This window comes from Rahnella sp. P4_A8, assembly GCF_056402435.1.
The window spans coordinates 26,172-48,112 of sequence record NZ_JBFUHK010000026.1; the positions used below are offsets into that span (position 1 = coordinate 26,172).

Consider the following 21,941-nt stretch of genomic DNA (forward strand, 5'->3'; position numbering starts at 1 on the left):
TTATGCCTTAGCGTTAAGTGAATCAAACTGTAAGGTGCCACTATGGGAAGACAGAAAGCAGTGATCAAAGCTCGTCGTGAAGCAAAACGTGTTATTCGTAGTGATTCACGTAGTCACCGCCAGCGCGAGGAAGAATCTGTGACGTCATTAGTACAGATGGGCGGTTTGGAATCGATCGGCATGGCTCGCGACTCCCGCGATACGTCCGTCATCGAAGCGCGTACTGAAGCTCAAGGTCATTACTTATCAGCCATAGAGAATAAGCAGTTAATTTTTGCCACCGGTGAAGCCGGTTGCGGCAAAACATTTATCAGCGCTGCGAAAGCGGCAGAGGCATTAATTCACAAAGAAATCGACAGGATTATTGTGACGCGCCCGGTATTGCAAGCCGATGAAGATCTCGGTTTCCTGCCCGGTGATATTTCTGAGAAGTTCGCGCCTTATTTCCGTCCGGTCTACGACATTCTATTACGTCGTCTGGGTTCATCATTCCTGCAATATTGTTTGCGACCGGAAATAGGGAAGGTTGAAATTGCGCCATTCGCTTATATGCGCGGGCGTACTTTCGAAAATGCGGTGGTTATTCTGGACGAAGCGCAGAATGTCACGGCCAGCCAGATGAAAATGTTCCTGACCCGTCTCGGTGAAAATGTGACGGTGATTGTTAACGGTGATATTACCCAGTGCGATTTACCACGCGGCGTAGTATCGGGGCTCAGCGATGCAATGTCTCGCTTCGAAGAAGACGAGATGATTGGCATCATTGAATTTGGCAAAGAGGACTGCGTGCGTTCAGAGCTGTGTAAACGCACTCTCCACGCCTACTCTTAATTCTCCCATCCCTCCCATGAAAAAGGCCGCTCAGTTGAGCGGCCTTTCTTTTGTCATTCTTCATTCAATCAAAATCATTTGGGTTGTATCAGGGCGGCAACCCGAAGGATGAAGATTTAAAGCATAATTAGCATCATGTAGGCGCAGAAGAGGGCCAGATGCGCAGTACCGTTTAATACATTGGTACGGCCGGTGGAGAATGAAATCTGGCACAAGATCAGCACCGCCAGCATCACCACAATATTCGCCGGATCCAGGCCGAAAATCAGATCCTGACCTGTCAGGGTGGCGATGACGGTCACCGCCGGTACGGTCAGTGAAATCGTCGCCAGCACGGAGCCGAAGAACAAATTCATGGCGCGCTGTACCTGATTTTTCAGTACCGCTTTCAGTGCGCCCAGACCTTCCGGTGAAAGGATCAGTAACGCGACCAGGAAGCCGGTGAACTGCGCAGGAGCATTCAGTTCGGTCAGCAGGCTTTCCAGCGGATTGGCGTTGAACTTGGTCACTGCGATAACCAGCACCAGATGGACAATCAGCCAGAGCGTATGCGTCAGGTTACTTTTCGAAGACGGTTTTCCGTGTCCGTCTTCTTCGCCTTCATCTTCATGCTCGTAAATAAACAGGCTCTGGTGGGTTTTGGTCTGGATAAGCAAAAATACGCCGTACATGGCGGCTGAAATCATCGCGACAAACAACGCCTGTAGCGTCGAGAAATTGCCCGCCGGCAACGCGGCAGGCAGCACCAGCACAATCACCGCCAGCGGGAATATCGCCATCAGGTACTGTTTGATACCACCGAGATTCACATATTGTGTCGCAAATTTGCGCCCGCCCAACAGCAGGGCAACGCCAACCAGACCGGCGGTAACAATCATGATGATCGAGAACAACGTGTCACGCATCAGCGCGGGCGCGGCGTCGCCGGTCGCCATCAGGGCCGAAATCAGGCTGACTTCGAGGATGACCACTGAAAGGCTGAGGATCAACGACCCGTAAGGTTCGCCAAGACGATGTGCCAGTACGTCGGCATGACGCACCACGCTGAAGGCGCTGGCGAGGATACCGACCAGCGCGATTAAATTGATACCGACAACCGAGGCAAAGTTACTGCTGTTGCCCCAGAGGATGAGAACGATAAGTGCAGCGATGGGAAAAACCAGGGAGTATTCCTGATGGCGGGTTTTGATTTTTGGATGTTCCTGTGAAGACACCATGATGATTATTCTCCTTATAAACGCTCACGTAATAACAACCGCCTGTCTGTCAGTTGTCAGAAAAATGCCTGGCAGCATAAAGGTCTAACCTGTTAAGTATAGTAGATAAATTAATCTATTAACAGGGTAAAGTCATTGTTAATGCATAAAAAATGACATACCAATTGTTTATCAGGGAATAATCTGAATTAACCAGCAATAAACACCCTAATAATTTGTTTTGTTAAAATATTAAGTCATTTAAAAACAATGTATTATATTGCTATTGTAGTAATATGGCGATTATGCGTCAGTTTATGTAAATCATCAGGATACCCACACAATCTCATGGAGGAAATGTGCAGTCAGCGGCCCGATAACGAGAATAATCTGGCAGCGTCCTTTGAGGGTAGCAGCTAGACTTTATCCTGTGCGCAGACGCCGCACATAAAAAATATCAATGCGATGAACGCTATGAAAAAGGAGACGACTATGCCTTATCAGAACCGCTCAGCGTTGCCTGAATCCGTGCGCAATGTGCTTCCTGCCCATGCGCAGGATATCTATAAGGAAGCGTTTAACAGCGCCTGGGATGAGTATAAAAAACCTAAAGACCGGCAGGGCGATGACTCGCGTGAGGAAACGGCGCATAAAGTTGCCTGGGCCGCTGTGAAACATGGGTATAAAAAAGGAGATGACGATAAGTGGCATCCTAAGAAATCCTGATATGAATGGCAGGTGAGGGCGATCCCGCGCCTGCCAGAAGGTCTGCCCGGCCTCCGGGTTCCCGCTGTTTTTGTTTTATTCCCCCCCTAAATATCAACATTCATGCAATGTTCATAAAATAATCACTTTATTTTCGTTTTGTGATCGCTCTCAACCTTGATTGCAACGAAAGAAACGAATAAGGTTTCATTCAGCAGGGGTATACGAAACTTCCTAATAAATTTGCCCTGCGGCCTGAAGCTCAGGCGAAACTGTCCGATAGCGTTATTAAATGAAACTCACGATAACGGAGAACACAGCGTTAACAGCATGGCATGTTCAAAAGTAAGTCGTACCGAAGGGGGAATGAATGTTAACTCGAGATTTCCTGCGTAACGCAGATTGCAAAACAGCATTCGGCAGCATTGATGAGTCGATGCTACTGACCCCTGAACAGCGCGCAGCCTCTCTGAGCTGCACGCTGGCGCGTCGCCCCGACAACAGCCCGGTCTGGATTTTTGGTTACGGTTCACTGATGTGGAACCCGGTTTTTGACTCGGAAGAGGCGCGACCCGCCACATTGCACGGTTATCATCGTGCCTTCTGTTTACGCCTCACCTCCGGGCGTGGCACCCATGCGCAACCTGGCCGCATGCTGGCGCTGCGGGATGGCGGAAAAACCACCGGTCTGGCGTTCCGTCTGCCGGAAGACACACTTCTCGATGAACTCGAATTGCTGTGGAAGCGTGAAATGCTGACCGGCTGTTATCGTCCGACCTGGTGCGAACTGAATCTCGACGATGGCCGCAAGGTGACGGCGCTGGTGTTCATTATGGATCCCTCGCACCCGCAATATGAGGCCGATACCGATTATCAGGTTATCGCGCCACTGATTGCGCAGGCCAGCGGCCCGCTCGGAACCAATGCACAATATCTGTTTGCCCTGGAAAAAGAGCTGAACAACTACGGCATGCGTGATGACTGCATGAGTGAGCTGGTCAAACAGGTACGGATGCTGTTGTCCGTTTCTCCCGGTTTTGATGTGCCGGGGCTGAGCTAAGCCTCGCATCTCCGGGCTGTGCGTGTCCTTCCGTACAGCCCGCTTCCCTTAACACCCCCCGGTTTACGTGCTATTCATTCCCACATCCCTTCAGCGGGTATTTCCCTGTGGTTTGTACAGTAACAATCCCCCGCCAGACCGCATTCCGACGCTTTAATAACCAATCAGATAACGTTATGCAAAATTCGCATAACGATAGTATTTATCAGACTTTCTGGTAGGTTGAAGAAACTTTACACTCAACAAAACTTTAGCAATTTCGCTACCTTGGAGAGTCTGACCTGATGAAAGCTTTATTACCGTCCGTCCTGTTTACGGCTATTGCGGCTACTTTCTCTGCGCAGGCTGCCACGCCGCCGGATACTTTGGTTATCGCGCAATCCATTGATGACACCTCCAGTTTTGATCCGGCGCAGGGCTTCGAACTGACCACGGTTCAGGCTTTCAATAATATTTATCAGCGTCTGGTGCAGTCTGACCCGAACAACCCGATCGATTTAAAACCGACGCTGGCGGCCTCCTGGGAAACAGGTAAAGATAACCGCAGCCTGACCTTCACGCTGTCACCGAAAGCCACCTTTGCCAGCGGCAATCCGCTGACAGCCGATGATGTGATTTTCTCGTTATCGCGTGTGGTGAAGCTGAATCTCGAACCTTCGTTCATTCTGACGCAACTGGGCTGGACCGATAAAAACGTCGATACCTTCCTGACTAAAATCGATGACCAGCACGTAAAAGTCAGCTGGACCGCCGATGTCAGCCCGTCATTCGTGTTGAGCCTGCTGTCGGCGCCGGTATCTTCTATCGTTGACAGCAAACTGGTGAAAGCTAACGCCACTGCTGACGACCTGGGTCATCAGTGGCTGAGCAACCATTCTGCCGGTTCCGGCCCGTATCAGATCCGCAACTACATTCCGCATGAAGTGGTGATTCTGTCTGCGAATCCGACTTCGCCGGAAGGCGCGCCGAAGCTGAAAACCATTCTGATCAAAAACGTACCGGATCCTGCCGCACGCCGCTTGCTGATCGAGCAGGGGGATGCCGATATGGCGCGTAATCTCGGTTCTGACCAGATGGCCGCACTCGCCGGCAAAAAAGGCGTTAAGCCTCTGGCGATCCCGTATGCCTCGCTGTACTTCATGCAGTTCAACGCCAAAGCTTCTCCGGCGTTGGGTAATCCTGCGTTCTGGGAAGCGGCCCGTTACCTGTTCGATTACAACCACATTGCGCACGATCTGATGAAAGATCAGTTCCAGGTGCATCAGGCCTTCCTGCCGGAAGGTTATCTGGGCGCGCTGAATGACACGCCATACACCTATGATCCGGCGAAAGCCAAAGCGATTCTGGCAAAAGCCGGGCTGACCAACGTCAGCTTCACGCTGTCTACCGCCAATCAGCCGCCGTACCTGGACATCGCCCAGGCGTTGCAGGCCAGCTTCGCGCAGGGCGGCGTAACGGTGAAACTGGATCCGGGTTTAAGCTCGCAGATCTCCACCAAAGTGAAATCACACAATTACGATGCGTATATGTCTTCGTGGGGACCGGATTACTTTGACCCGAACACTAACGCTTCGGCGTTTGCTTTCAACCCGGAAGATGGCAGCAAAACGCTGGCATGGCGGGCGAACTGGTCCATTCCGGCGCTCAATAAACTGACGCTGGCCGCGATTGCGGAACCGGATCAGGCCAAACGCGTGGCGGATTACCGTCAGTTGCAACTGGAAGTACAGAAAAACTCACCGTTCGTGATTGGCCTGCAAGCGAAAAGCCTGATTGCCGTACGCGACAACATCAAAGGTTACGTGCAGGGCATCAACCCTGACATGGTCTTCTACAGCAAGGTCACTAAGTAATGACAGACAGTTCAACACCCGCCGGATTCGTCCGGCAGGGTTGGCGCTGGTCAGGCCGTTTGCTGACTGGCGTGATTTCGCTGGCGCTGACGTTACTCGGCCTGCTGGCGTTTACTTTTACGCTTTCCCATCTTGCTCCGATTGACCCGACACTTCAGGTGGCGGGTGATCACGCCAGTGAAGCCACCTATGCGCAGGTGCGTCGTGATTTAGGTCTCGATCAGTCGGTGCCGGTGCAGTTCACCCGTTATCTGGAAAGACTGGCGCACGGCGATATGGGTATCTCCCGCATCACCGCGCAGCCGGTCGCCAGCGATTTGATGCGCACCTTCCCGGCAACGGTCGAACTGGCGACCTGTGCGATCCTGCTTGGCGGCACACTCGGCATTCTGCTGGCGCTGCTGGCGGTGTGGAAACCGGGAAGCTGGCTGGATAACGTTGCGAGAATGGTGTCGCTGCTCGGTTATTCTGTACCGATTTTCTGGCTGAGCCTGCTCGGCCTTTTGCTGTTTTACGCGGTACTGCACTGGGCGGGCGGGCCGGGACGGCTTGATGACCTGTATATGTACACTATGACGCCGCGCACCGGTTTTGTGCTGATTGATACCTGGCTTTCCGGCGACCGTGAAATGTTCTACAACGCCATCAGCCACTTATGGTTGCCGGTAACGGTGCTGGCGATGTTGTCGATGGCGGGCATTACGCGCCTTCTGCGTGCGTCGATGCTCGGCGAAATGAACAAAGAATATGTGATTCTGGCGCGCTCGAAAGGCGCGGGCAGGGTACGTGTATTGCTGTGTCACGTTTTCCCGAATGTGCTCGGCACGCTGATCACCGTGCTGACGCTTTCCTACGCCAGTTTGCTGGAAGGGGCGGTTCTGACGGAAACGGTATTTGCCTGGCCGGGCGTTGGACGTTATCTGACCACCGCGCTGTTCGCCGCGGATACTCCGGCAATTCTTGGCGCTACGCTGCTGATCGGCACCTGCTTTGTGCTGCTTAATGCGCTGGCTGACGCCCTTACTTATCTGCTCGATCCGCGGACCCGGTAGTTTCTATGACTCAAATGATCCCTGAACAACCCACGCAGGTTGAGGCGGAAGCCGAAACATCCGTCTGGAAACCGGCCCGGCGCATCACCACGTTTTCTGTGGGGCTGGTGCTGGTCGCTATTCTGGTACTGACCGCGCTGCTCGCACCGTGGCTGGCGCCGTTTGACCCGAACATTCAACACATCGAGCTGCGTCTGCTGCCGCCATCGGAAACCCACTGGCTGGGCACCGACGGTTTTGGCCGTGATTTGCTCTCGCGTGTGGTATATGGCGCGCGCCCGACGCTGTTGCTGGTGTCACTGATCCTGGTACTGACCATTCCGGTTGGCCTGCTGATCGGTATCAGCGCCGGTTACATTGGCGGCTGGTATGAACGCATTGTGATGCGACTGACCGATATTGTGATGTCCTTGCCCAGTCTGGTCATGGCGCTGGCGCTGGTGGCGATCCTGGGCCCCGGTCTGATGAACGGTGCACTGGCTCTGGCTTTCACCAGCTGGCCGCCGTTTGCGCGACAGGCGAGGGCCGAGACACTGGCACTTCGCCGCAGCGATTATCTGGCGGCGGCACGCATGCAGGGCATCGGCGGGTTGCGACTGATGTTCGGCCACATTTTGCCGCTGTGCCTGCCCAGCGCCGTGGTGCGTGCGGCGCTCAGCCTCGGCGGCATCATTCTGGCCTCTGCCGGTCTGGGCTTTCTCGGCATGGGCATTCAGCCACCGACGGCTGAATGGGGCTCGATGGTTGCCGAAGGCAGCAAAGTCATTTTCGATCAGTGGTGGGTCGCCGCTGCACCGGGCGGAGCGATTCTTTTCGCCAGCCTGGCTTTCAATCTGCTGGGCGATGGCCTGCGTGACAAAATGGATCCACGACATGGCAACTGACTTTTTACATAAAGACAAATCAAATAGCGACAAGCTGGTCGCGAAAGATATGACCATTTACCTGCCGGGTGAACGTCCGCTGGAACTGGTGAAATCCCTGTCATTCAGCGTCGGACAGGAACGTGTGGCGCTGGTCGGCGAGTCCGGATCCGGCAAATCCCTGACTGCCCGCGCGCTGATGGGGTTGCTGCCACATCCGTGCAAGCTGCGCGCGTCACAGCTGACGCTGGGTGATAACGATCTGACCACACTCAAAGAACGTGAGTGGAGCACGCTTCGCGGTAACCGCGTATCGATGGTCATGCAGGATCCGAAACATGCGCTGAATCCGACGCAGAAAATCGGCAAACAGGTGGAAGAACCGCTGCGTTTGCACACCCGTCTTGGCCGCAAGGAGCGTCAGGAAAAGGTCACCGAGATGCTGAATGCGGTCGGTCTGCCGAATCCGGCTTTTCTGCAACAGCAGTATCCGCATCAACTTTCCGGCGGGATGGGGCAGCGCGTGATGCTGGCGATTGCACTGATCAACGACCCGCAATGGCTGATTGCCGACGAACCCACTTCCGCGCTGGATTTCGACATGCGTGAGCAGGTTCTGGGGCTGATTGAGCGTTTAGTCGAACAGCGAAATATGGGGCTGATCCTCATCAGTCACGACCTGCAACAGGTCGCCCGCTATTGTGAACGTGTGCTGGTGATGTACAAAGGCGAACTGCTCGATGAGCTTGCAGCCGATCAACTGGCGAACGCTACACATCCTTATACGCATACACTCTGGTCATGCCGTCCGAGCAAATTTACCCACGGTGAACGCCTGCCGGTGCTGGATCGCGCGCTGCTGGCCTCTTTAAAACAGGAACCGCGCCATGAGTGAGATTATTGCTGAACTGCATCAGCTGAGCGTGTCGCATCGTCAGGGTTACGAAACCCGCACGGTGGTACATAACGTCAACCTGACTATCAACAAAGGCGAATGCTTCGGGCTGGTCGGGCCGTCCGGTTGCGGTAAATCCTCGCTGCTGTGGGTGCTGGCGGGCCTGAACGGACACTGGGACGGCAGCCTGACGTTGCTTGATCATCAGGTGAAACCCGGTAAACCTTTTACCGGTAGCCTGCGCCGCGACGTGCAGATGGTTTTTCAGGACCCTTATGCCTCGCTGCACCCGAAACACAAGCTGCTGCGCACGCTGGCAGAGCCGCTGAAAATCCTCAAAGAACAGGATATTGAACAGAAAATTGCCGAAGGTTTTCGCCAGGTCGGGCTGGATCCGGCGCTGATGAACCGTTATCCGCATCAGCTTTCCGGTGGCCAGCGTCAGCGCGTGGCAATTGTCCGCGCACTCCTGCTTAAACCGAAACTGCTGCTGCTTGATGAACCGACGTCTGCCCTCGATATGTCTGTACAGGCGGAAATTCTCAATTTACTCAACGACCTGAAAGCCAGCAGCGACCTGACCATGATTCTGGTCAGCCACGATGCGGATGTGATTGACCATATGTGTGATCGTGCGGTGCATATGGCCAAGGGTTACGTCTTGACGTAGTCCTTCCCCTTCGCGGGGGAGGGAGCTGGAAAATGCTTAATCTAATTTATTAAATAACAAAGCTTTATTTCATTGTTCGGGCCTTGCCGTTGCACCTCTACACTCGGAAAAACTGTCTTTTCACCTGTGGAGATCGACCTCAATGAAAGTACGTGTTCCTTCCCTGTTATTTCTGCTCATGATGGCGGCAACCCGTGTGGATGCGGCGACACCTGCGGATACGCTGGTGGTAGCCGGTTCGCTCGAAGGTATTATCAGCCTGGATCCGGCGGAGAGTTTTGAAACCGTCAGTTCCGGCAATCTGGTTAACCTGTATCAGCAGCTGGTGGTTTCAAACCGTCAGCATCCCGATCAACTCGACCCGGACGCCGCCGCCAGCTGGCAGCCAGGGCCTGACGCGCACAGCCTGATTTTCACCCTTAAGCCGGGGCAGAAGTTTGCCAGCGGCAATCCGCTGACCGCTGACGACGTGATTTATTCCTTTAGTCGCGTGGTCAAACTCAATAAAAGCCCGTCGTTTATTCTCGGCGAACTGGGCTGGACACCAGAAAATGTCGACGGCAATCTGAAAAAACTGTCGGACGATAAAGTGCAGCTGAGCTGGCCTGCGGATATCGGCAGTGGTCTGGTGCTGAGCATTTTATCCGCGCCGGTGGCAGGCATTGTTGACAGCAAGCTGTTGAAAGAACATGTCGATCAGAACGATTTCGGCAACAGCTGGCTGCGTTCACGTTCAGCAGGCAGCGGTGCCTTTGAAGTGCGTAACTATGTGCCTCACGAAGCGCTAATCTTCAAACGTAACCCGAATGCCAAACCGCTGGCGAAGCTGGAAAACGTACTCTTTAAAAATGTCGGTGATCCTTCTACCCGCCGTCTGCTGGTACTTAATGGTGATGCTGACGTGGCATACGATTTAGGCGCGGATCAGTTCAGCTCGCTGCAAAAAGAAAAGGGTGTACATGTCGCCCAGTTCCCGGCGGCGAAAGTGTTCTATCTGGCGTTTAACGTCGGCGATACCACCCAACCGGCGCTGGCGAATCCCGCACTCTGGGAGGCTGCCCGCTGGCTGGTAGATTACCAGGGTATTTCAACCGATCTGCTCAAAGGCCAGTACGGCATTCATCAGACTTTCCTGCCGGACGGTTTAGCCGGTGCCATTGACGATCAGCCGTTCAAATACGACGTCGCGAAAGCCAAAGCCATTCTCAACAAAGGCGGCATTGCACCGGGGACTAAAATCGATTTAATCGTGATTAACCAGCCACCTTATTCCGATATCGCGCAGGCGTTGCAGGCCAGCTTTGCCAAAGCCGATATCAATTTAGTGGTGCATCCGTTGGTGGAAAGCGATGTGCTGACCCGCATGCGCGCGCATAAATTCCAGTCGATCTTCACTTACTGGGGTGCGGATTACCTCGACCCGAACACCAACGCCAGTACCTTTGCCTATAACGTGCCGAACGGGCCGAAAACACTGGCACAGCGTATTCAGTGGGTGATCCCGGAAATCAGCAAACAAACCCGCGCAGCGGCGGCGGAATCTGACCCGACCAAACGCAAGGCGCTGTATGCAGATTTGCAGCGTGAATTGCAGAAAAACTCACCCTTTGTGGTGGCGTTGCAAAGCAAGTTGCTGGTGGCCATCCGCGATAACGTGAAAGGTGCGAGCCAGAATGTGGCGGGGAGCCAGTTGTATCTGGATACGGTGAGTAAGGAATAAGAGGGGTTTCATCGTCCCTTATTCTCAAGTCATGACCCCGGGCCACAGGTCTCGGGGTCGCTCCTGTCAGCAGGTTCCAGAACGCGCCATTGAGGCTTGTCTGCTGCGGAGTTTTCATGACTTTTTCATAAAATCTTTCAGATGGGCGACTTTGTTAATGTCATCCATCAGGCGCGGGTTATTGCGCACTTCCCAAATATCGACATTGGTTTGCAGGTTTAACCAAAACTCGACAGAGGTCTCAAATGTCTTTGCCAGCCGGAAGGCAATATCAACGGTCAGTTTGCGGTTGTTATTCACCAGCGCGCTGATGGTATTGCGGTGAACATTCAGCATGTCGGCGAGATCGTTGATCCGCAGGCCTGCAGGCTCGAGAAATTCGTAAAGTAAAATATCACCAACGGTAGCGGGTTTACGTGTGGTCACAGCCATACGATGTTCCTTCTGGTATGTCTTCATTAACATCAAAGCGAATATGCTCATAATTACCGGTAACTCCTGTAACCGTGGGGATCTAAATACAGGCCATGTGCTTTTCCTTCCCGCCAGTAAAAAATCAGACGGTACTGCTCATTCACCCTGATCGATGAAAATCCCTTTAACGGGGGGGCCAGATCTTCATAGCGATTGCCCGGGGGCCAGAGTAAATCGCGATAATCCATTGCGGCATTGATCATATCCAGCTTCCTTTCCAGAGCAGTTGCCAGCGTCCAGGGTATTTTGCGATGGGGAGTGGCGAAGTGGAAAAAGTCTTCCAGCCATTGATCGCGGAAACTGCTTATCCTGAGCATATCGTTCATGAGATGAACCCATCCTGATTTTTAAGGTGGGGCACCGAAGCCTTGTTGCACTGTGCTTCGGTGCATAAATTAACAGAGTCTTTTGCCGTTGTATAGGGATTGTTCTCCCGGGAACGAACGTGACTTTAATGCTTCATGCATTTAGCGAAAGCGGTTGTTTAGGATTTTGCAGGATGTTTTCCAGAGAATTTGCATCGTCCGACAGAGGGGACGGCATAAGTGCGGCAAAGCGCGCAGAATGTTTACGCTGCATTGGCGGCGTAGTGACCGCACTTTATCAGCGTGGCGGCGGAACAGGCGGGGGACAACAATTTTCGATTTTAAGCCACGCCCCGGGTTGCGTCGGGCTGATGAGCATGATAATGATTTCCATCGGTATTCTGCCTGTCACTGTTTTCGACCACTGAGATCTTATGAGCCTGAAAGCTTTCAACCCTGACGTCCTGCAAAAGAGTGATCTGATTAACCTGCTGATCGCCATTCCCGCCGGGATTATTGCCGCGCTGGTGACAATCGCTTTTCGCGGGGCGATTTCGGGCATTAACGGCCTGATGTTCACCGATGGCAGCGACATCACCAAAGCTTTCAATGAATATCCCAAAATTGTCTGGCCGCTGATCACCACAGCCGGCGGCGTCATTGCCGGTTTTATCCTGATCCTGGCGCTGCGCTACGAAAACAAGCACGGCAAAATGCCTGATTATCTGGATGTTATCGATCAGCGTCTGCCGGGCATTCCGGTGGTCAGTACCGTGCTGCGCGGGCTGTCGTCGCTAGCCAGTATTGCCAGCGGTGGTTCAATCGGTCGCGAAGGGGCAATGGTGCAGTTATCCGCGCTGAGCGGCAGTCTGCTCGGGCGTTTTTCGCGTTTCAAAGGTGTACATCAGTCAGATATTATCGCCATGGCCGCCGCGGGCGGACTGGCGGCGGTGTATCACGCCCCGTTTGCCGGCGCGCTGTTTGTGGCGGAAATCGCCTTTGGTGTGACCGCAGTTCAGCGACTGATCCCGTTGTTTATCTCGGCGTCGGTCGCGGTGCTTACTGTCCGTTCTCTGACCGATTACGCGCCACTGTATCTGTATTCTTCCGCCTCTTTCAGCCCGTCTTTCGGCGCGATTTTCACCGTGCTGATTATCGGCATGGCGACGGGGATTCTCGGGCCGCTATTCATCTCATCAATCGATAAAGTCCGTCAGTGGATGAAACCCATCTCGCATCCCGCGCTGCGCCTGGGGCTCGGCGGGCTGGGCGTCGGGTTGATCGCGATGATGTCGCCGCTGGTGCTGGGTAACGGTTTTGAGGTGATTGATTTAATCCTCAATAACGGCGATTTACAGACGTCGTTACTGGTGCTGCTGATCCTGAAAATTGTCGCCACAGCGATCACCATCGGGTCCGGTGCGGTCGGCGGGTTGTTTACGCCGTCGTTACTGATTGGTGCGGCAGGCGGGGCGCTGGTGTGTACTTTCCTGCAATGGCTGGGGTTCGATCCCGGTCCGGTCGGTTTATATGCCGCGATCGGCATGAGCGCATTGCTGGCGGCGACCAGTCATGCGCCGCTGATGTCGATCATGATGGCGTTTGAAATGACCCTCAACAGTTCGCTGCTGTTCCCGCTGATGCTGGCGACGGCGATTTCTTATGTCGTGGCCTCACGCCTGAAAGTCGGTGGCACGTATCCGGTGCTGACACGTCATAACGCGCGGTTTGCGGCGAAAAATGCCTTTGAATACAGTACGGTGGCGTCACTGATTTCGCCATGTTCGAAAATGTATGTTGATGCCTCGCTGTCTGAAGTGGTCAGCGAAGGGCTGAAACAGCGCACGCGATATGTGTACGTGGTGGACAGGGAGGAGCGTTTTCTCGGCGTAGTGCCGACCAATGTGGTGGCAGCAGGGCTTATCGATGGCAGCGTGAAATCCGGCAGCCCGATTGGCCCGTTTATCGAGCAGGAATTCACGACGATTTTCCAGCAGGCCAGTTACGAACAGGCGTGGGCGATGTTCAGCAATTCGCCGCTTGAACGTTTACCGGTGCTGGAAAACGCTGAATCCCGCCGTCTGCTGGGGGTGATCACCAAAGCCTCGCTGCTGAATAAAGCCAAAGATTTCCTGTAGTTGTTGTGCGGTTCGCGGCCATCAGCCGTCGTCGCGATGCCTTAATGCATACCAGCCCGCCAGCAGGGTAAACACGCCGACAATCATCACCAGCAAAATAAAACCGTGATGATTGCTGGCAAGCGGAATGCCCCCGACGTTCATGCCAAAGAAACCGGCCACAATATTGATCGGCAGCGCCAGCACGGTGATCACGGTCAGCACATACAGCGTGCGGTTGCTTTGCTCCATCTGGCGTGAGGTGATTTCTTCCTGCAATAACCGGATGCGTTCGGTCAGCGCGATAAGGTCATTGAGCACCACAGAAAATTCCTCGGCAAACTGCCGTAAATCCTGGACCACAGCGGGAGCTATCCAGATAGGAGGGCGGTTCAGCAGGCGGAAAAGCGCAGTCGGTTCCGGTGCCAGTAAACGCTGAAACCGCAGCAGCATCCGGCGCAGACGCCCCAGATCGGCGCGGTTCTTTTTCACGTGATGGCTCAGGAGTCGCTCTTCGATGGTGTCCACGTACTGATTGGCCCGACGCACAATGTGTTCCAGTAAATCTTCCTGTTCTTCTAAAAGATGCACCAGCAGCGCGGTGGGCGTGCTGATGTTCAGGTGCTCCAGTCGTTTGAATAATTGCTCGATCAGCCTGACCGGTTTATGGCGTGCCGTGACCACCAGTTGCTGATGGCAACTGAGCCACAGCGTCGAAGCTTCATCACTGGTTTCATCTGGGCGAAAAATCACATCGTTGAGCACCGCCAGCAGCGTATCATCGAGCCGTTCAATGCGCGTGCTGCGCGAGCCTTCGCGGATTTCCTCGAAAAACACCTCACCGACGCCAAAATGCTTTTTCAGCCATTTTTCTGACATGGCATGATTGAGATTGACGTGGATCCAGACGAATCCTTTGTCGTGGCAAATCTGCTGCCAGGCTTCCTGAACCTGTTGTGAAGAAACACGTTCGGCAGGGCGGTTTGGACGAAAAACGAAGCCGTAAATCATTCCGGTGACTTCATCGTTGAAATTGAGTACGGCGGGTTTTTCTGTCGGCATGTCGGATTTCTGGTGACCAAAGCAGGTGGCACCATTACGCCAGACATCGGCGTAAATACAATAACCTCCCGTCTAATTTCACAATACTGTCACATTCAAACAGCCTTACCCCCAATTTTCCGTCAGATGACGTCACTCCCGCCTTTTTGCTTTCTTTCCGAAATTATGACCAATAAATCATAAAGTTAACCCCGTTTAAATTTGTACCTCTTTGGGAGTATCTGGCGTTATGTAAATAAATACATGACGCGAAGGCGTTGATCGCAATCAAGTAGACGGCTCCCGCGCGTGCATACCCTGAGCCCATATTGAGCAATGTAGTTGTATTCCCCGCCATTCACATAATGACAAAGCGCAAATAAGCCTTTGCACAGGAGAGTTCCGGATGAGCAAGTTTCTTGACCGGTTTCGCTATTTCAAACAGCTAGCTGAACCTTTTGCTGACGGCCACGGCCAGACGCTGAATACCAATCGCGACTGGGAAGACGGTTACCGCAGCCGCTGGCAGCATGACAAAGTGGTCCGTTCCACGCATGGTGTGAACTGCACCGGTTCATGTAGCTGGAAGATTTACGTCAAAAATGGTCTGGTGACCTGGGAAACTCAGCAAACTGATTATCCGCGCACCCGTCCGGACTTGCCAAACCACGAGCCGCGCGGCTGTCCGCGTGGTGCCAGTTATTCCTGGTATCTCTACAGTGCTAACCGCCTGAAATATCCGCTGATGCGCAAAAAGCTGATCCAGTTATGGCGCGAGGCCAAACTGAATTACAGCGATCCGGTCGATGCCTGGGGCTCGATTGTGAATCAACCGGAAAAAGCCAAAGAATACAAAGCGGCACGTGGTCGCGGTGGTTTTGTGCGTTCAAGCTGGCAGGAAGTGAATGAGCTGATCGCCGCTTCCAACGTGTATACCGCCAAAACCTTCGGCCCGGACCGTATTATCGGTTTCTCGCCAATTCCGGCGATGTCGATGGTGTCTTACGCTTCCGGCGCGCGTTATCTTTCTTTGATCGGCGGCGTTTGTCTGAGTTTCTACGACTGGTATTGCGATTTGCCACCGGCTTCTCCGCAGACGTGGGGCGAGCAGACGGATGTCCCTGAATCCGCTGACTGGTACAACTCTTCGTATATTATCGCCTGGGGCTCCAACGTCCCGCAGACCCGTACGCCGGATGCCCACTTCTTTACCGAAGTGCGTTACAAAGGCACCAAAACCGTCGCGATTACGCCGGATTACGCTGAAATCGCCAAGATTTGTGACCAGTGGCTGGCACCGAAACAAGGTACCGACAGCGCGCTGGCGCTGGCAATGGGCCATGTGATCCTCAAATCCTTCCACATCGACAATCCAAGTCAGTATTTCACTGACTACGTGCGCCGCTACACCGATATGCCGATGCTGGTGATGCTTGAACCGCGTGAAGACGGTTCTTATGCTGCAGGCCGTATGTTGCGTGCCTCTGATCTGGTGGACAATTTGGGTCAGGAAAATAACCCGCAGTGGAAAACCATCGCCTTCGACGAAAACACCGGCGAACTGGTCTCGCCGTTAGGTTCGATCGGTTACCGCTGGGGTGAAAAAGGCAAGTGGAATCTGGAATCCCGCGAGGGGCAAGACGGTAAAGACGTCAGCCTGAAGCTGAGCCTGCTTGATGATCATGATGAGGTCGTGAATGTTGGCTATCCGTATTTTGGCGGCGCGGTCAGTGAGCATTTCAACAGCGTGGCGCTGGATGAAATTCTGATGCACAAATTGCCGGTCAAACGCCTGCAACTGGCAGATGGCAGTACCGGTCTGGTGGCCAGTGTTTACGACCTGACACTGGCGAACTACGGCATTGAGCGCGGTCTGAATGACGAAAACTGCGCGCAAGGCTACGACGAAATCAAAGCCTACACGCCAGCCTGGGCAGAAAAAATCACGGGTGTTTCTCAGCAGAACATCGAGCGCATCGCGCACGAATTTGCCGATAACGCCAACAAAACCCATGGCCGTTCGATGATTATCGTCGGTGCCGGGATGAACCACTGGTATCACCTCGACATGAACTACCGCGGCCTGATCAACATGCTGATCTTCTGCGGTTGCGTCGGTCAGAGCGGTGGCGGCTGGGCACACTATGTCGGGCAGGAAAAACTGCGTCCGCAAACCGGCTGGCAGCCGCTGGCGTTTGGTCTGGACTGGCAGCGTCCGCCGCGCCAGATGAACAGCACCTCGTTCTTCTACAACCATTCCAGCCAGTGGCGTTACGAAACCGTCGCGCCGCAGGAGTTGTTGTCGCCGCTGGCGGATAAATCCAAATTCACGGGCAGCATGATCGACTACAACGTGCGCGCCGAGCGTATGGGCTGGCTGCCGTCTGCGCCGCAGCTCAACGTTAACCCGCTGCACATTGCACAACAGGCAAAGGCCGCCGGTTTATCGCCGGCAGATTTTACCGTGGCAGCCCTGAAAGACGGCAGCGTGCGTTTCGCGGCTGAACAGCCGGACAATCCGCAAAACTTCCCGCGCAACCTGTTCGTCTGGCGCTCCAACCTGCTGGGCTCTTCCGGTAAAGGCCACGAGTACATGCTGAAGTATCTGCTGGGCACCGAACACGGTATTCAGGGTGATGATTTAGGCATTCAGGGCGGCGTGATGCCGGAAGAAGTCGAATGGCAGGCGCAGGGCGGCGAAGGCAAACTGGATCTGGTGGTGACGCTTGATTTCCGTATGTCCAGCACCTGTCTGTATTCCGACATCGTGCTGCCAACCGCCACCTGGTACGAAAAAGACGACATGAATACCTCGGATATGCATCCGTTTATTCATCCGCTGTCCGCGGCTGTTGATCCGGCCTGGGATTCAAAAAGTGACTGGGAAATCTACAAAGGTATCGCCAAAGAATTCTCCCGCGTATGCGTCGGCCATCTGGGTGTCGAAACCGATATGGTGACGTTGCCTATCCAGCACGATTCCGCCGCTGAACTGGCGCAGCCGTTTGGTGTGGAAGACTGGAAAAAAGGCGAATGTGAGCTGATCCCGGGGCGCACCGCCCCGCATCTGATGGCCGTTGAACGCGATTATCCGAACACTTATGAGCGTTTCACTTCCGTCGGTCCGTTGCTGGAAAAACTCGGTAACGGCGGTAAAGGCATTAGCTGGAATACCGACAGCGAAGTCGATTTGCTGAAAAAACTGAACTACACCAAAGCGGATGGCGCGGCGAAAGGCCAGCCGATGATCAACACCGCGATTGATGCAGCCGAAGTCATCCTGACGCTGGCACCGGAAACCAACGGTCAGGTGGCGGTGAAAGCCTGGGCAGCGCTGAGCCAGAATACCGGCCGCGACCACACGCATCTGGCGCTGAATAAAGAAGACGAGAAAATCCGCTTCCGCGATATTCAGGCGCAGCCGCGCAAAATTATCTCCAGCCCGACATGGTCTGGTCTGGAAGATGAACACGTTTCTTACAACGCCTGTTACACCAACGTGCACGAGTTGATTCCCTGGCGCACGCTGTCCGGCCGTCAGCAGATTTATCAGGATCACGCGTGGATGCGCGCCTTCGGTGAAAGCCTGCTGGTGTACCGTCCGCCAATCGACACCCGCGCGGCGCAACCGTTGCTGAATGCGAAGCCGAATGGTAATCCGGAAATGGCACTGAACTTCCTGACGCCGCACCAGAAATGGGGTATTCACTCCACCTACAGCGACAACCTGCTGATGCTGACCTTAGGTCGCGGCGGTCCGATTGTCTGGCTGAGTGAAGACGATGCGAAACAGTTAGGTATCGAGGACAACGACTGGATCGAAGCGTTTAACGCCAACGGCTCACTGAGCGCCCGTGCGGTGGTCAGCCAGCGTGTACCGGCGGGGATGACCATGATGTATCACGCGCAGGAACGCATCGTGAATATTCCGGGATCCGAAATCAGCCAGCAGCGCGGTGGTATTCACAATTCCGTCACCCGCGTTTGCCCGAAACCGACCCATATGATCGGCGGTTATGCGCAACTGGCCTACGGCTTCAACTACTACGGCACGGTCGGTTCTAACCGCGATGAATTTGTGATTGTGCGCAAAATGAACCGCATCGACTGGTTAGACGATGAAGGCAATGACTACGTGCAGGACGCCGTGCAACAGGAGAAAGCCAAATGAAAATTCGTTCACAAGTCGGCATGGTGCTGAATCTCGACAAATGCATTGGCTGCCACACCTGTTCCGTAACCTGTAAAAACGTCTGGACCAGTCGCGAAGGGATGGAATACGYGTGGTTCAATAACGTGGAAACCAAACCGGGTCTGGGTTATCCGCACGACTGGGAAAACCAGGAAAAATGGAAGGGCGGCTGGATCCGCAAAATCAACGGCAAACTGCAGCCGCGCATGGGCAATAAAGCCAACCTGTTGCATAAAATCTTTGCCAACCCGCATATGCCGGAAATCGATGATTATTACGAGCCGTTTGATTTTGATTATCAGCATCTGCATACCGCGAAAGACGGTAAACATCAGCCGGTGGCGCGTCCGCGTTCGCTGCTGACCGGCAAACGCATGAAGAAAATTACCGGCGGCCCGAACTGGGAAGACGATCTGGGCACTGAGTTCAGCAAACGTTCTGCCGATCAGAACTTCGCCAACATGCAGAAAGAGATGTACGGCGAGTTCGAAAACACCTTTATGGCCTACCTGCCACGTCTGTGCGAACACTGTCTGAATCCGGCGTGTGTGGCGACCTGTCCGAGCGGGGCGATCTACAAACGTGGCGAAGACGGCATCGTACTGATCGACCAGGACAAATGCCGCGGATGGCGCATGTGCCTGACCGGTTGCCCGTACAAAAAAATCTATTTCAACTGGAAAAGCGGCAAGTCAGAAAAATGTATTTTCTGTTATCCGCGCATCGAAGCGGGCCAGCCAACGGTGTGTTCCGAAACCTGCGTCGGCCGCATCCGCTATCTCGGCGTGGTGTTATATGACGCCGACCGTATCGGCGAAGCCGCGTCAGTTGAGAACGAGAAAGATCTGTACGAAAGCCAGATGAGTATCTTCCTCGATCCGAACGATCCTGAGGTGATGGCGCAGGCCGAAAAAGACGGCATTCCGCTGTCGGTAATGGACGCCGCGCGTCAGTCGCCGGTCTACAAAATGGCGATCGAATGGAAGCTGGCGCTGCCGCTGCATCCTGAATACCGCACGCTGCCGATGGTCTGGTACGTGCCGCCGCTGTCTCCGATTCAGTCTGCCGCCGATGCCGGTGCTTTACCGCACAGCGGCGTGCTGCCGGACGTCGAAAGCCTGCGTATTCCGGTGGAATATCTGGCGAACCTGCTGACCGCAGGGGACACCGCACCGGTGCTGCGTGCCCTGAAACGTATGCTGGCGATGCGTCATTTCAAACGTGCTGAAACGGTTGATGGCGTAACGGACACCAGCGCGCTGGAACAGGTCGGATTGTCTGCGGCACAGGCGGAAGAAATGTACCGCTATCTGGCGATTGCCAACTACGAAGATCGTTTCGTGGTGCCATCCAGCCATCGTGAACAGGCGCGTGAAGCCTTCCCGGAAGCCAAAGGTTGTGGTTTCAGCTTCGGCGACGGCTGCCACGGCAGCGACAGCAAATTCAACCTGTTCAACAGTAAACGCATCGATGCCATCGACATCGGCGCGAAAACCGAAAGGAACCGCTGATGAACAGTTTACGACTGACAGGCTTACTGCTTGATTACCCGTCCGAAGAATTGTGGCAACACCAGCCTGAACTGCTGGAAGCGGTGGCAGAATCCCCGGAACTGACTCAGGAGCAGCGCCTTGATCTGGCGCTGTATATCACGGCGTTCTGTAAGCAGGATTTGCTGGATGCACAATCGGCGTATACCGGTTTGTTCGATCGTGGTCGCGCCACCTCGCTGCTGTTGTTTGAACATGTGCACGGCGAATCCCGTGACCGTGGTCAGGCGATGGTCGATCTGATGGGGCAATACCGTGAAGCCGGGCTGGAAATCGACAGCCGCGAGCTGCCGGATTACCTGCCACTGTATCTGGAATACCTGACCACGCGTGATGAAAATCAGGCGCGGGAAGGGCTGCGTGATATCGCACCGATTCTGGCGTTACTCAGCGCCCGTATGCAGGAGCGGGACAGTCATTACGCTGAATTGTTTGATCTGCTGCTGGCGCTGTCTGGCAGTGATATCGCGACCGAAACGGTGCGCGAAGGCATCAGACAGGAAGCCCGTGATGACACACCCGCCGCGCTGGATGCGGTATGGGAAGAGGAGCAAATCAAGTTCCTCGGCGAGCAAAGTTGTGCGTCGGGCGATGAGACTGCGCACCAGAAACGCTTCGCTGGTGCGGTCGCACCACAGTATCTGAACCTTGATGAAATGCCTGCGGGGGAACCACGCAAATGACCGACTTCCTCAACAACTTCTTTTTCAATATCTATCCCTACCTGTGCGGCACGGTATTTCTGGTCGGCAGCTGGTTGCGTTACGACTATGGCCAGTACAGCTGGCGCGCCGGTTCCAGCCAGTTGCTGGAGAAAAAAACGCTGCGTATCGCCTCGCCTTTGTTCCACGTCGGTATTCTCGGTATTTTCGCAGGACATGCCTTCGGTATGCTGACGCCGCACTGGATGTATGAATCCTTTCTGCCGGTGCCGGTGAAACAGCAGATGGCAATGTGGGCGGGGGGGGCCTGTGGCCTGATGACCCTGATCGGCGGCGGCATGCTGGTGTGGCGTCGTCTGAGCAACGAGCGCGTGCGGGCGACCTCCAGTTTTGGTGACATCATGATCATCATTTTGCTGGTGGTTCAATGTGCCCTCGGGCTGAGTACCATTCCGTTCTCCGCGCAGCATATGGACGGCAGTGAAATGATGAAACTGGTCGGCTGGGCGCAGTCCGTGGTGACCTTCCGTGGCGGTGCGGCAGCGCATCTGGATGGCGTGGCGTTTATCTTCCGCGTGCATCTGGTGCTGGGGATGACGCTATTCCTGTTGTTCCCGTTCTGCCGCCTGGTGCATATCTGGAGCGCGCCGGTGGAATATCTCACCCGCCGTTATCAGCTGGTGCGTAATCGTCGCTGATTGACCTGTATGATTGTGATCTGGCAATTTTGACATAAAAACGAAGGGCGCTATTAT

At 54.3% G+C, this 21,941-nt stretch carries 19 protein-coding genes; 15 read left to right on the top strand and 4 right to left on the bottom strand.

The window, feature by feature from the left end; genetic code table 11:
* Nucleotides 1-42: 42 nt before the first annotated feature.
* On the top strand, nt 43-831 hold the full coding sequence (gene phoH, locus AC1DUO_RS14350) for a phosphate starvation-inducible protein PhoH (protein WP_013575764.1): 789 nt from the start codon (nt 43-45) through the stop codon (nt 829-831).
* A gap of 116 nt (nt 832-947) precedes the next feature.
* Here the strand turns inward: phoH and chaA are convergent, their stop codons facing one another.
* Nucleotides 948-2,048, bottom strand: a complete 1,101-nt coding sequence (chaA, locus tag AC1DUO_RS14355) for a sodium-potassium/proton antiporter ChaA (protein WP_013575763.1) — start codon at nt 2,046-2,048, stop codon at nt 948-950.
* A gap of 471 nt (nt 2,049-2,519) precedes the next feature.
* Between chaA and chaB the strand changes: the two genes are divergently transcribed.
* The 8 genes from chaB (at nt 2,520) to AC1DUO_RS14395 (ending at nt 10,845) form a co-directional block, all read left to right on the top strand.
* Complete coding sequence (chaB, locus tag AC1DUO_RS14360) at nt 2,520-2,753, top strand: putative cation transport regulator ChaB (protein WP_013575762.1); 234 nt, start codon at nt 2,520-2,522, stop codon at nt 2,751-2,753.
* 349 nt (nt 2,754-3,102) lie between these two features.
* Nucleotides 3,103-3,792, top strand: coding sequence for a gamma-glutamylcyclotransferase (locus AC1DUO_RS14365; protein ID WP_013575761.1), 690 nt, complete (start codon nt 3,103-3,105; stop codon nt 3,790-3,792).
* Between the two features lie 284 nt (nt 3,793-4,076).
* Complete coding sequence (locus tag AC1DUO_RS14370; RefSeq protein ID WP_013575760.1) at nt 4,077-5,645, top strand: ABC transporter substrate-binding protein; 1,569 nt, start codon at nt 4,077-4,079, stop codon at nt 5,643-5,645.
* Entirely contained in the window at nt 5,645-6,697 is a 1,053-nt protein-coding gene (locus AC1DUO_RS14375) for an ABC transporter permease (RefSeq protein ID WP_013575759.1), read from the top strand. Before AC1DUO_RS14370 ends, AC1DUO_RS14375 begins: the two co-directional genes overlap by 1 nt.
* Nucleotides 6,698-6,702: 5 nt before the next feature.
* A complete protein-coding gene (locus AC1DUO_RS14380) occupies nt 6,703-7,581 on the top strand; it encodes an ABC transporter permease (protein WP_013575758.1) in 879 nt (292 codons plus the stop codon).
* 49 nt (nt 7,582-7,630) lie between these two features.
* Nucleotides 7,631-8,455 carry an ABC transporter ATP-binding protein gene (locus AC1DUO_RS14385; protein ID WP_223509804.1) on the top strand — a complete coding sequence of 275 codons (825 nt, stop codon included), beginning with the start codon at nt 7,631-7,633 and terminating at the stop codon, nt 8,453-8,455.
* Nucleotides 8,448-9,125, top strand: coding sequence for an ABC transporter ATP-binding protein (locus AC1DUO_RS14390; RefSeq protein ID WP_015690031.1), 678 nt, complete (start codon nt 8,448-8,450; stop codon nt 9,123-9,125). The genes AC1DUO_RS14385 and AC1DUO_RS14390 overlap by 8 nt, the downstream gene beginning before the upstream one ends.
* Nucleotides 9,126-9,267: 142 nt before the next feature.
* Entirely contained in the window at nt 9,268-10,845 is a 1,578-nt protein-coding gene (locus AC1DUO_RS14395; RefSeq protein WP_015690030.1) for an ABC transporter substrate-binding protein, read from the top strand.
* A 114-nt stretch (nt 10,846-10,959) separates the two neighbouring features.
* On the opposite strand, the gene AC1DUO_RS14400 is transcribed toward AC1DUO_RS14395, so the two are convergent.
* Both AC1DUO_RS14400 and AC1DUO_RS14405 read right to left on the bottom strand, forming a co-directional pair.
* Nucleotides 10,960-11,277, bottom strand: a complete 318-nt coding sequence (locus AC1DUO_RS14400) for a HigA family addiction module antitoxin (RefSeq protein WP_015690029.1) — start codon at nt 11,275-11,277, stop codon at nt 10,960-10,962.
* Between the two features lie 53 nt (nt 11,278-11,330).
* A complete protein-coding gene (locus AC1DUO_RS14405) occupies nt 11,331-11,645 on the bottom strand; it encodes a type II toxin-antitoxin system RelE/ParE family toxin (protein WP_013575753.1) in 315 nt (104 codons plus the stop codon).
* Nucleotides 11,646-11,818: 173 nt separating this feature from the next.
* Here AC1DUO_RS14405 and AC1DUO_RS14410 point away from each other — a divergent pair, with 173 nt between their 5' ends.
* Both AC1DUO_RS14410 and AC1DUO_RS14415 read left to right on the top strand, forming a co-directional pair.
* Entirely contained in the window at nt 11,819-12,052 is a 234-nt protein-coding gene (locus tag AC1DUO_RS14410) for a hypothetical protein (protein WP_013575752.1), read from the top strand.
* A 6-nt stretch (nt 12,053-12,058) separates the two neighbouring features.
* Nucleotides 12,059-13,762, top strand: coding sequence for a chloride channel protein (locus AC1DUO_RS14415; protein WP_013575751.1), 1,704 nt, complete (start codon nt 12,059-12,061; stop codon nt 13,760-13,762).
* Between the two features lie 21 nt (nt 13,763-13,783).
* Here AC1DUO_RS14415 and AC1DUO_RS14420 read toward each other — a convergent pair whose 3' ends face one another.
* Entirely contained in the window at nt 13,784-14,803 is a 1,020-nt protein-coding gene (locus AC1DUO_RS14420; RefSeq protein WP_119261714.1) for a transporter, read from the bottom strand.
* A 385-nt stretch (nt 14,804-15,188) separates the two neighbouring features.
* Between AC1DUO_RS14420 and AC1DUO_RS14425 the strand changes: the two genes are divergently transcribed.
* From AC1DUO_RS14425 to narI, 4 genes are read left to right on the top strand one after another with little or no spacing between them, the layout of a single operon-like run.
* Nucleotides 15,189-18,953, top strand: a complete 3,765-nt coding sequence (locus AC1DUO_RS14425) for a nitrate reductase subunit alpha (protein WP_112152550.1) — start codon at nt 15,189-15,191, stop codon at nt 18,951-18,953.
* Nucleotides 18,950-20,485, top strand: a complete 1,536-nt coding sequence (narH, locus tag AC1DUO_RS14430) for a nitrate reductase subunit beta (RefSeq protein ID WP_477987717.1) — start codon at nt 18,950-18,952, stop codon at nt 20,483-20,485. The genes AC1DUO_RS14425 and narH overlap by 4 nt, the downstream gene beginning before the upstream one ends.
* Nucleotides 20,485-21,207: a nitrate reductase molybdenum cofactor assembly chaperone gene (gene narJ / locus AC1DUO_RS14435; protein ID WP_013575747.1), complete on the top strand. Its 723-nt coding sequence runs from the start codon at nt 20,485-20,487 to the stop codon at nt 21,205-21,207. Before narH ends, narJ begins: the two co-directional genes overlap by 1 nt.
* Entirely contained in the window at nt 21,204-21,884 is a 681-nt protein-coding gene (narI, locus tag AC1DUO_RS14440) for a respiratory nitrate reductase subunit gamma (RefSeq protein ID WP_013575746.1), read from the top strand. Before narJ ends, narI begins: the two co-directional genes overlap by 4 nt.
* The last annotated feature ends 57 nt before the right edge of the window (nt 21,885-21,941 follow it).

Excerpts from the sequence above, each read along its gene's own strand:
- AC1DUO_RS14390 (WP_015690031.1), top strand. The coding sequence starts at position 8,448 with ATGAGTGAGATTATTGCTGAACTGCATCAGCTGAGCGTGTCGCATCGT.
- AC1DUO_RS14395 (WP_015690030.1), top strand. The coding sequence starts at position 9,268 with ATGAAAGTACGTGTTCCTTCCCTGTTATTTCTGCTCATGATGGCGGCA.
- AC1DUO_RS14370 (WP_013575760.1), top strand. The coding sequence starts at position 4,077 with ATGAAAGCTTTATTACCGTCCGTCCTGTTTACGGCTATTGCGGCTACT.
- AC1DUO_RS14415 (WP_013575751.1), top strand. The coding sequence starts at position 12,059 with ATGAGCCTGAAAGCTTTCAACCCTGACGTCCTGCAAAAGAGTGATCTG.
- AC1DUO_RS14380 (WP_013575758.1), top strand. The coding sequence starts at position 6,703 with ATGACTCAAATGATCCCTGAACAACCCACGCAGGTTGAGGCGGAAGCC.
- AC1DUO_RS14405 (WP_013575753.1), bottom strand. The coding sequence starts at position 11,645 with ATGAACGATATGCTCAGGATAAGCAGTTTCCGCGATCAATGGCTGGAA.
- AC1DUO_RS14385 (WP_223509804.1), top strand. The coding sequence starts at position 7,631 with ATGACCATTTACCTGCCGGGTGAACGTCCGCTGGAACTGGTGAAATCC.
- narJ (WP_013575747.1), top strand. The coding sequence starts at position 20,485 with ATGAACAGTTTACGACTGACAGGCTTACTGCTTGATTACCCGTCCGAA.
- narI (WP_013575746.1), top strand. The coding sequence starts at position 21,204 with ATGACCGACTTCCTCAACAACTTCTTTTTCAATATCTATCCCTACCTG.
- AC1DUO_RS14410 (WP_013575752.1), top strand. The coding sequence starts at position 11,819 with ATGTTTTCCAGAGAATTTGCATCGTCCGACAGAGGGGACGGCATAAGT.
- AC1DUO_RS14425 (WP_112152550.1), top strand. The coding sequence starts at position 15,189 with ATGAGCAAGTTTCTTGACCGGTTTCGCTATTTCAAACAGCTAGCTGAA.
- AC1DUO_RS14400 (WP_015690029.1), bottom strand. The coding sequence starts at position 11,277 with ATGGCTGTGACCACACGTAAACCCGCTACCGTTGGTGATATTTTACTT.
- AC1DUO_RS14420 (WP_119261714.1), bottom strand. The coding sequence starts at position 14,803 with ATGCCGACAGAAAAACCCGCCGTACTCAATTTCAACGATGAAGTCACC.
- AC1DUO_RS14365 (WP_013575761.1), top strand. The coding sequence starts at position 3,103 with ATGTTAACTCGAGATTTCCTGCGTAACGCAGATTGCAAAACAGCATTC.
- chaB (WP_013575762.1), top strand. The coding sequence starts at position 2,520 with ATGCCTTATCAGAACCGCTCAGCGTTGCCTGAATCCGTGCGCAATGTG.
- AC1DUO_RS14375 (WP_013575759.1), top strand. The coding sequence starts at position 5,645 with ATGACAGACAGTTCAACACCCGCCGGATTCGTCCGGCAGGGTTGGCGC.
- phoH (WP_013575764.1), top strand. The coding sequence starts at position 43 with ATGGGAAGACAGAAAGCAGTGATCAAAGCTCGTCGTGAAGCAAAACGT.
- chaA (WP_013575763.1), bottom strand. The coding sequence starts at position 2,048 with ATGGTGTCTTCACAGGAACATCCAAAAATCAAAACCCGCCATCAGGAA.